The 7,884-nt window shown below is 43.4% G+C and carries 5 protein-coding genes; 2 read left to right on the top strand and 3 right to left on the bottom strand.

The annotated features are described in order from the left end of the window. Positions 1-28: 28 nt before the first annotated feature. Positions 29-2,503: a lantibiotic dehydratase gene (locus DWY93_RS09740; protein WP_181968525.1), complete on the bottom strand. Its 2,475-nt coding sequence runs from the start codon at positions 2,501-2,503 to the stop codon at positions 29-31. Between the two features lie 343 nt (positions 2,504-2,846). Here DWY93_RS09740 and DWY93_RS16960 point away from each other — a divergent pair, with 343 nt between their 5' ends. Together DWY93_RS16960 and DWY93_RS09730 are read left to right on the top strand one after the other, a co-directional pair. Beyond that, the gene (locus tag DWY93_RS16960; protein WP_147324202.1) at positions 2,847-3,245 is read left to right on the top strand and encodes a hypothetical protein; all 399 of its coding nucleotides are present in this window, start codon (positions 2,847-2,849) and stop codon (positions 3,243-3,245) included. 100 nt (positions 3,246-3,345) lie between these two features. Beyond that, a complete protein-coding gene (locus DWY93_RS09730; RefSeq protein ID WP_117470216.1) occupies positions 3,346-4,266 on the top strand; it encodes a hydroxymethylglutaryl-CoA lyase in 921 nt (306 codons plus the stop codon). A gap of 120 nt (positions 4,267-4,386) precedes the next feature. Here the strand turns inward: DWY93_RS09730 and spoIVB are convergent, their stop codons facing one another. Both spoIVB and recN read right to left on the bottom strand, forming a co-directional pair. After that, a complete protein-coding gene (gene spoIVB, locus DWY93_RS09725) occupies positions 4,387-5,664 on the bottom strand; it encodes a SpoIVB peptidase (RefSeq protein ID WP_117470215.1) in 1,278 nt (425 codons plus the stop codon). A 310-nt stretch (positions 5,665-5,974) separates the two neighbouring features. Next, positions 5,975-7,771 (bottom strand): DNA repair protein RecN, encoded by a 1,797-nt coding sequence (gene recN, locus DWY93_RS09720; protein WP_242990581.1) that lies wholly within the window; start codon positions 7,769-7,771, stop codon positions 5,975-5,977. Between the last annotated feature and the right edge of the window lie 113 nt (positions 7,772-7,884).

The following is a 7,884-nucleotide window of genomic DNA, read 5'->3' as shown; positions in this document are numbered from 1 at the left end:
ATGTAATTATCTTTCACTGACAACTATCCTAACACACAGGGTTTTGTAAAAACCTTATCCATGTAAGAACTCTCGGCATATATTTATACATTTTATTTTCAGAATCAAATTTGATTCTGAGCCGTAAATGCGGAGCATCATCTGCATATCGTAAAAAAAAATATCTTTCACATTCTATGTCATCCAGCAACTCTTTTAAACACTTTATTAAAATCATGTTCTGCCTATTACGTGCTCCATAAAGTTTTAAATACATCCAGCCGTTCTCACCCAAATAAAATTTTTTGTTATCTGCTTGTAAAGAACGTTCTATACCTACCTTTGTATTTAATTCTTTTTCATTAATGTACCTGCCTTCTTTGCACAAAAATGAAAACGTTATTTCAGACATGTATTTATTATCTCTTCCATCTGACACAACCTGCGAGTTTAACATTCCCTCGGGAACTTCACTTATTTTTACAAAAGAGTCCTTTCTGGCGATTGCATAGATTAACTTTACACCCCACTTCTTTTTTCTATTTAATAATAGACGGTTATCTTTTTGGTAGACTAAAATATAATCGTCCATTTCATATTGATTTGCTAACTGAGTAAAAGCTTCTTGAAATTCCTCTAAGCAATCCAGCTTATCGTTATGAAAACTAAACTTCCAAGTTTTTGGAGAAATTACTACCCCTTCTAATAAGATTCTTGGAGTATATATATACTCATTCTTAGTAAGATTAAAGATACGAGATAATGGCTTATCTTCATATTCATCCGAAATATCCTTTAACAATCTAAAAAGTGGACTATTTAATTCTGGATTTACCATATTATCGGTTACGATCTTGATATGTTTCTTTAATTTAGACGAATATATATACAGCTCTCCGTGAAACGACAGGCCAATACTTAAATCATATGCAGAAAGTATCCCTTCCTTCTCTTCGGAGCAGCCATCTAAGACAACACAATAATTATAGTTTTTATTCGTATTTACTAAATTCCCCAATCGTCCAGCACTAAAGCTTTCTCTTATCTCTACTAATTCGTAATAATTACTAGTTAAATCAATTTCCTCTTTGTACAGGGTATTATAGTTATTCATCAGTTGTTCATCGAGTACCGATGAAAATCTTTGAAACATTGCTCCAGCTTGTATTGCCCCACCATTTGGTGCTACTGTTAAATTGCAGGTTTCATGACCATTATCCGTGAACTTTTGAGAAACATAGAAATTAATATCAAATGATATTGCATGGCAGTTATCATTCTCATTCTGAGAGATATTACTAAAATCCTCTTTAGCTAAAGAAATACTTTCTTTGCCTAATTTTACAGCAGTCTGAATTTTTTGATCTATAATATTTTTTATTTCTTTTTCTCTTGCACTTACATTATATTCAGAAACCCCAACATACTGTAATCCATTAAAACCATTAACATTAATAATATCCTTGAGATTTACTTCAACACCATATCCAAACGCTTCAATAAAAGCTCTTTTAAATGCACCCAAATGTGTACTTTCACCGACTGCGACAGGTATCAAACTTAGCGTATTAACAAACTTTTCGACTTGCTTTTTTACCGCACCTGATAGGTTATTTTCATTCATTTTCAAACCCTTATTCACAGCAATGTAATTTTTCTTGCACACCAAGGATTCCATAAGAGCATAAATTTGCTCTAAAATTTCCACTTTGCTTTCTTCCATCTTATACTCATTAAATAATCTAATTAATTCTTTTATAACCAGAGTATACTTTTCTGCAGCCGGTATTCTCTTTATAATATTATAAAGATACTCTAAAGTATTATTATGATAAGGCGGAATCCTTAAATTGGTATACAAATATTCATTTTCCAACAGCATCATTAATGTTGTATCAATCTTTTTTTTCGATACATCCGGATATTTTTCCTGAATTACTTGTTTTAATTCAGAATATGGAACCAATTTTCTGGCTAACTCTTCAATGAGAGAAATCAACTTCGTATACCGCATATCTTTATTAACATTGCTGATTTGAAACACATTTTCTCCGTGATTTGTATATGACGGATTAACAATGCGGCTACCAAATGAATAACACAATGGGTTGAATCTAACCTGCAGGGAATTTAATATATTTATATCACGCTCCAAAATGTGAATTAAACAATATAACCATTCCACATCAACCTGAATATCTCTAATATATTCTTTTTCGTCAAAAACAAGCTTACTTTTATCCGCAAATTCGCCTAATGCAACTCCGGCAAACATTCCATATGGAGTAGGACGAGTGCTGGATCTGATCGAATACTTAATAATACTTTGTTCAATATTACGTAATTTTTTCTCTGTTTTAGGCATGTTGACTAAGCTGTTAAACAGATCGGGACTTGCAATTATAATTGCCTCTTTAAACAAATTACAGTTAAATCCGCTACTGTTAAAATAAGGCAGCGTTGGATGTTCAACCTCAGCAAATTCTTGAAACATTTTAGCTGGCAAGCTCGCAACTCTTATCATGAATTGATTTCTGCAATAGTATTTCATAAAATATCCTACTCGTATTATATAGTAGTAGTGTTTATAGTCCCTCTCCAAGGACTGTTCGCTGTTCCAATATATATACCTCTGATAGCCAACACTTTAAGATTGCTTGGCTGAATAAGGAATTCGAGAAAATACCTTCCATCTTCTATAGATATTTTTTCAATAATAGCATTCTATTTCTGAAAAAATATCATTTTGTCCTCCAATTACCTTTTTTTGTCCCCCAATTAAACGCACAAGATTAAGAGACTTTGTAGACAGAAAAACGATCAACTCCATTTCTGGTCTTGGTCTTGAAATTACCATTGTATCCGCTATGGCAACCATCGATTTAAAAATGGTATCCGCATTATTTATTCCAATCCTTGTCATCAGTGCTGTCATCGTTGCTCTTACCGCTGTATGGACTTTAAGTTTCTGCAAGATGTGGCATCGTTCCAATTGGTTTGAGAAATGCTGCGGTTCCTTCGGTGCAGCTACTGGTTCAGTTCCTACCGGTCTTGCACTAATTCGTTGCGTTGTTCCGGAAGGAAAGACTGACGCTACCGATACATTAGCTGTCGGAAACTCAATCTGGGCGACTGTCTACGGTTCCATGCCTGCAATCGTTCCAATGCTTGCAGTAACTATGGGCATGATTATTCCTATCGGCATCGGCGCTGCCATGATGATCGTACCGCTCATAATTGGTATGATATTTTTCCGTAGAAAATAACTTTTTGTGACATTTTGCCCTCTTTTTATCCGCATCCCGCGCCTTCTACTTCCAGCAGGATGCGGAATCATTATTTTATCGAAAACAAAGGAGATCCATTATGAAATTACCATCTTCCATCACCTTATGCGAGGTCGGTCTCCGGGACGGACTTCAGAACGAAGCGACACTGCTTACCGTCCGCCAGAAAGTTGCTCTTCTTCTCGGTCTCATCGACGCCGGATTTAAAGTTATCGAAGTCGGCTCCTTCATGCACTCGAAAGCTGTTCCGCAGATGGCAAACACAGATGAAGTCTACAAAGCGATCGGCGATATTCCAGGCGTGGAACTCCGCGCCCTGATCCCGAATCTTCGCGGAATCACCCGTACCATTGACTGCAGATGTAAAAAAGTAAAATTAAATGTGTCCGCCAGCCGTATGCACAACTTAAAGAACCTGAACATGACGCCGGAACAGAGCGTCGCTGGATTCGCCTTCTGTGTGGAAGCAGCAAAGGAAAACGGAATCGCAATCTCCGGTTCCATCTCCATGCCGTTTGCCTCCCCGTGGGAAGGAAGAACTCCCGTTGAAGATGTAGATGCGATCATCGAGGCATACTTGAACGTAGGAATCAATGAAATTTCCCTCTCCGATGCGTCCGGAATGGCTGTTCCGAATCAAGTCTACGATCTCTACTCCCATGTGCGCCAGACTTACCCGGAGTGTTCCTGGTGGCTCCACTTTCACAATACCCGCGGTATGGCGATGGCAAATATCCTCTCTGCTCTGGAAGCCGGAATGACCCAGTTTGACAGTTCCTTCGGCGGACTTGGCGGCTGCCCCTTTGTTCCTGGCGCAGCCGGAAATATCTCCACAGAGGACGTGCTCCACATGTGCGAGGAATCAGGGATCGAGACCGGAATCGACATCACAAAGGTCATCGCACTCTCAAAGGATCTCCGCGCACTTCTCGGTCACGACATGGACAGCTATATTCTTCGCGCCGGCCGCTCCAGCGATCTGATCCGTTCCAATCAGTAACTTATCCGCAGGAACTGTTTACTGCAGCCTTTCACGGTCATACAAGAGTCAGCATATTCCGCGGCAGTGCATTTCTCCTACGCTGCCCGGAATTTCCAAATATCTGTTTTGTTACATCTCTTAATGCGAAATCATATTCTCCACAAAGATCCCATATCCCCTCGTCGGATCGTTGATAAACACATGGGTCACAGCACCGATGAGTTTGCCGTCCTGGATAATTGGTGAACCGCTCATACCTTGAACAATGCCGCTTGTCAAATTTAAAAGTTCCTCATCTACAACACGAAGAACCAGACCTTTATTTTTCTGAATGCTGCCGTAATCCACCTTCTGGATTTCGATCTCATAGTCTTTTACTTCCCCGGATACGTTGCTTCGGATGTACGCCGTTCCTTTGTGGATATCCTGGCGAAAGCCGATGGGGATCGCGTCAGCTTTTATGGAATCCAGGAAATGGCGGTTTACGGTTCCGTAGATCCCTTCTGTCGTATTTTCCGTCACTTCGCCTAATTTCGTCCCTTTTCCGTAATAGATCACTCCGGACATGACTCCCGGCTTTCCGGTCTGGCCTTTTTCGATTCCCAAAATCTGGGTCTCGTAGAGCTCTCCGCCCTCAATATCCACCAGATCCCCGGTATCACTGTCACTGATCCCGTGTCCCAGAGCACCGAAATTTCCATTCATATCCACATAAGTCATTGTCCCGATCCCCTGAGTATCATCCCGGACCCAGGCGCCAAGCTTATAGCTTCCGTCCTCCGCGAGAACCGGCGTCATATCCACCTCGATCTCCCGGCCGTCCCGCCGGATCCCGAGAACTAATGTCTTTCCTCCCGACGTGCTCACCGCGTCCACCAGGTCATTCTTATCTTCCAGGTCTTCTCCATCCACAGTCTGGATATAATCCCCGGATTTCAAAATTCCATAAGCCGGTTCCACCACATTCCCTGTATCGTTTGTAACCTGCCCTGTCCCGATCACCATAACACCTCTGGACTTTAAATAGATTCCCACCGGCGTTCCGCAGGGAATAGCGTAAGATCCGTCCACCACATCCACCTGGATATCTTTCATTCGGATAAGTCCCAGGAATTTCATCCCGACCCGGTAGCTTCCTTCGTTTTTCCCGTACATGGAGATGGCGTCTGGGCGCTCGATCCGGATCATTCCTTCCGGGATATCCGAGGCATTCTTTAGGACAACTTCCTCGCTGTCACTCTCAAAGGTCACTCCCGGAGGAAGTGCAAAATGAAAGACTTCTTCCTCATTGACTACCAGATTCAGCTGATCCGGCACCGCGTACCGGATATATACCCAGGAAAATCCGATCGTGAAGATCAAAGAGATCCAGAACACCCGGATCAGGATCCGTCGAAACGACTCTTTTTTCATCATGGCAGCTCCTCCTTTAATGATTCTTTATCCGCAGCACGGCTGTTTTGCCTACGCCGCAGTTTCTTGAAGCTGCCAGCTTCCTTTTTATCGTTTCCATTTTGTTCCACGACCATTCTGTTTCATCTGACTTTCCCCAGTCATTCTCCGCCGTCAGATAAACTCACCGTGGCCGACAATCATATTTTCCGGATCATCTTTGCGCAATTGCCGCAAAAATAATTATTAAGAAGGAGAGGCAGCTTTTTGCTCCTCTCCTAGTATGTGATGCTTTCCTGTTTTCACCCTGTCAGTTTTTTCTCATTCTACCGATTCATCCCGCTGCCTGAAGCACGGAGGGATCTGCCTCTGAAACAGCCTGAAGATCACCTGGAAAATCTGTTTCTGAAGGATCTGCCACTGCAGGATCCATTCTCAAGCTCTGCGCTTCTGCATCCGCATTCAGCCGACTCTTCGTCTCTCCCGCCAGCCGTTTCATCTCCTCGGCGTTTTCCCTTACCTTCTCCGTGATCTCCGCGCCGCCCAGGAGTCTCGCAAGCTCATCCACCTGGTCATTCTCAGTAAGCTTTCTGATCTTCGTTGCGGTCACGCCGTTCTCCACAGATTTTTTGATTTCAAAGTGCGTATCAGCCATCGCCGCAATCTGCGGGAGATGGGTAATGCAAAGCACCTGATGCTTTCTCCCGATATAGGACAGGCGCTCCGATACCTTCTGAGCCGTCCGTCCACTGATACCGGTATCAATCTCATCGAATATCAGGGTCGGAATATCGTCCGTATCCGCGAGGACCGTCTTGATCGCCAGCATGATTCTTGAGAGTTCGCCGCCGGAAGCAACTTCCCCCAGCGGCCTTGGCGGAATACTTCCCGGATTTGTGGAGATCAAAAACTCCACCTCATCGGAGCCAGATGCCGTAAAGTGATCCGTCTGGTGTACATCCACCCGAAATTCCACATGAAGGAAGTTCAGGTCCTCAAGCTCCTCCGTGATCCGGCTCTCCAGAACCTTCGCCGCTTTTTCTCTCTCCTTCGAGAGCCGTCCGCAGAGAAGTCCCAGAACCCGCTTCTGTTCCTCAAACCCGGCTTTTGCGGCAAACGCCAGTTCCGCATAGTTTTCCAGTTCCGCAAGCCGTTTTTTCTTATCTTCCAGACTATTTAAGACAGCTTCCTCGCTGTTTCCATATTTTGCCATAATTCCACGAACGAAATCCAGACGCTCCTCCGTCTGCTTAAAGTCTTCCCCTGAAAACTCCATCTCATCCATATAGTCGGAGATCGAACGGCCAAGATCCGCCAGGATACTCTCCGCGTCAGAAAGTCCCTCCGCGATCCCGGACAATCTCTCATCGTAGGACGCAACGCTCTCCACTTCGCGGTACGCGCGCCCGATCATATCCCCATCCACAGCCTGATACGCGCCCTGCAGACTCTCCATAATCTTCTGACCGTGGGAGAATTTGCGGAATTTCGCCGCAAGCTCCTCCTCTTCCCCCGGTTTCAAAGCCGCATTCTCGATCTCGTCGATCTCGAATCTCACAAAATCAAGTTCTCTCTTCCGGCTCTCCTCATCCAGGGAGAAACCGTCGAGTTTTCCCTTTAATTCCAGATATTTCCGGTAACTCTCCACCACATTTCGTCTTAACATTCCCGTCTCTCTCCAGGAATATTCATCAAGGATCTCCAGATGCTTCTGTTTATGAAGCAATGACTGGTGTTCATGCTGTCCATGGATATCGAGAAGCTTTCCAGTTACGGCTTTTAAGCGCGCCGTCGTCACCGTCTCGTCATTGATCCGGCTGATACTTCGCGTCTGGGTGATCTTTTTTGAGATGATCAAAAGACCATCTTCATCCGGATACACATCCATTTTCTTTAATTCTTCCCGTTTTTTCTCGTCATCAACCGAAAAGATAAGCTCAATATACGCATACTCTTCCCCACGTCTGATCATATCCCTTGACGCTTTCGCGCCTAGTGCCAAGGCAACAGAGCCAATGATGATCGACTTTCCGGCTCCGGTCTCACCGGTCAGAATATTTAAACCGTTTCCAAACTCCACGTCCGCCTGCTCGATCAGAGCAAGATTTTTAACATGTAAACCAACAAGCATCCTGTTCCCTCGCTTTCCCTCTATAAAAACAAAACATTTGTTCGATTTGGTAAGACGAGTATAGCACACATGTGTTCGATTGTCCAGCATTTTTCGAACAGTCGTTCTCTTTT

It is taken from the genome of Clostridium sp. AF28-12 (genome assembly GCF_003435225.1).
Lineage (GTDB): Bacteria > Bacillota > Clostridia > Lachnospirales > Lachnospiraceae > Pilosibacter > Pilosibacter fragilis.
Note: the sequence above shows the minus strand (reverse complement) of the source record. Positions and strands in the feature narration are given on the sequence as shown.